We start from the raw sequence: 266 nt of genomic DNA, 5'->3' as shown, positions 1-266 counted from the left end.
CACGTGGTCCTGGTGGGCGGTTCCACCCGTATGCCCGCCATCGTGGAGCTGGTCAAGGAGATGACCGGCGGCAAGGAGCCCAACAAGGGCGTCAACCCGGACGAGGTCGTGGCGGTCGGCGCCGCGCTCCAGGCCGGTGTGCTCAAGGGCGAGGTCAAGGACGTCCTGCTGCTGGACGTCACCCCGCTGTCGCTGGGCATCGAGACCAAGGGCGGCGTGTTCACCAAGCTCATCGAGCGCAACACGACCATCCCGACCAAGCGCTC

The 266-nt window shown here is 67.7% G+C and carries 1 protein-coding gene; it reads left to right on the top strand.

Annotation, left to right across the window (positions count from 1 at the left end; all coding sequences use genetic code 11):
* On the top strand, positions 1–266 hold a 266-nt coding region (locus tag ACTVAJ_RS26160; protein ID WP_470390934.1), incomplete at both ends, for an Hsp70 family protein.

It is taken from the genome of Nocardiopsis sp. KDC1DS13DA1 (genome assembly GCF_055632325.1).
Note: the sequence above shows the minus strand (reverse complement) of the source record. Positions and strands in the feature narration are given on the sequence as shown.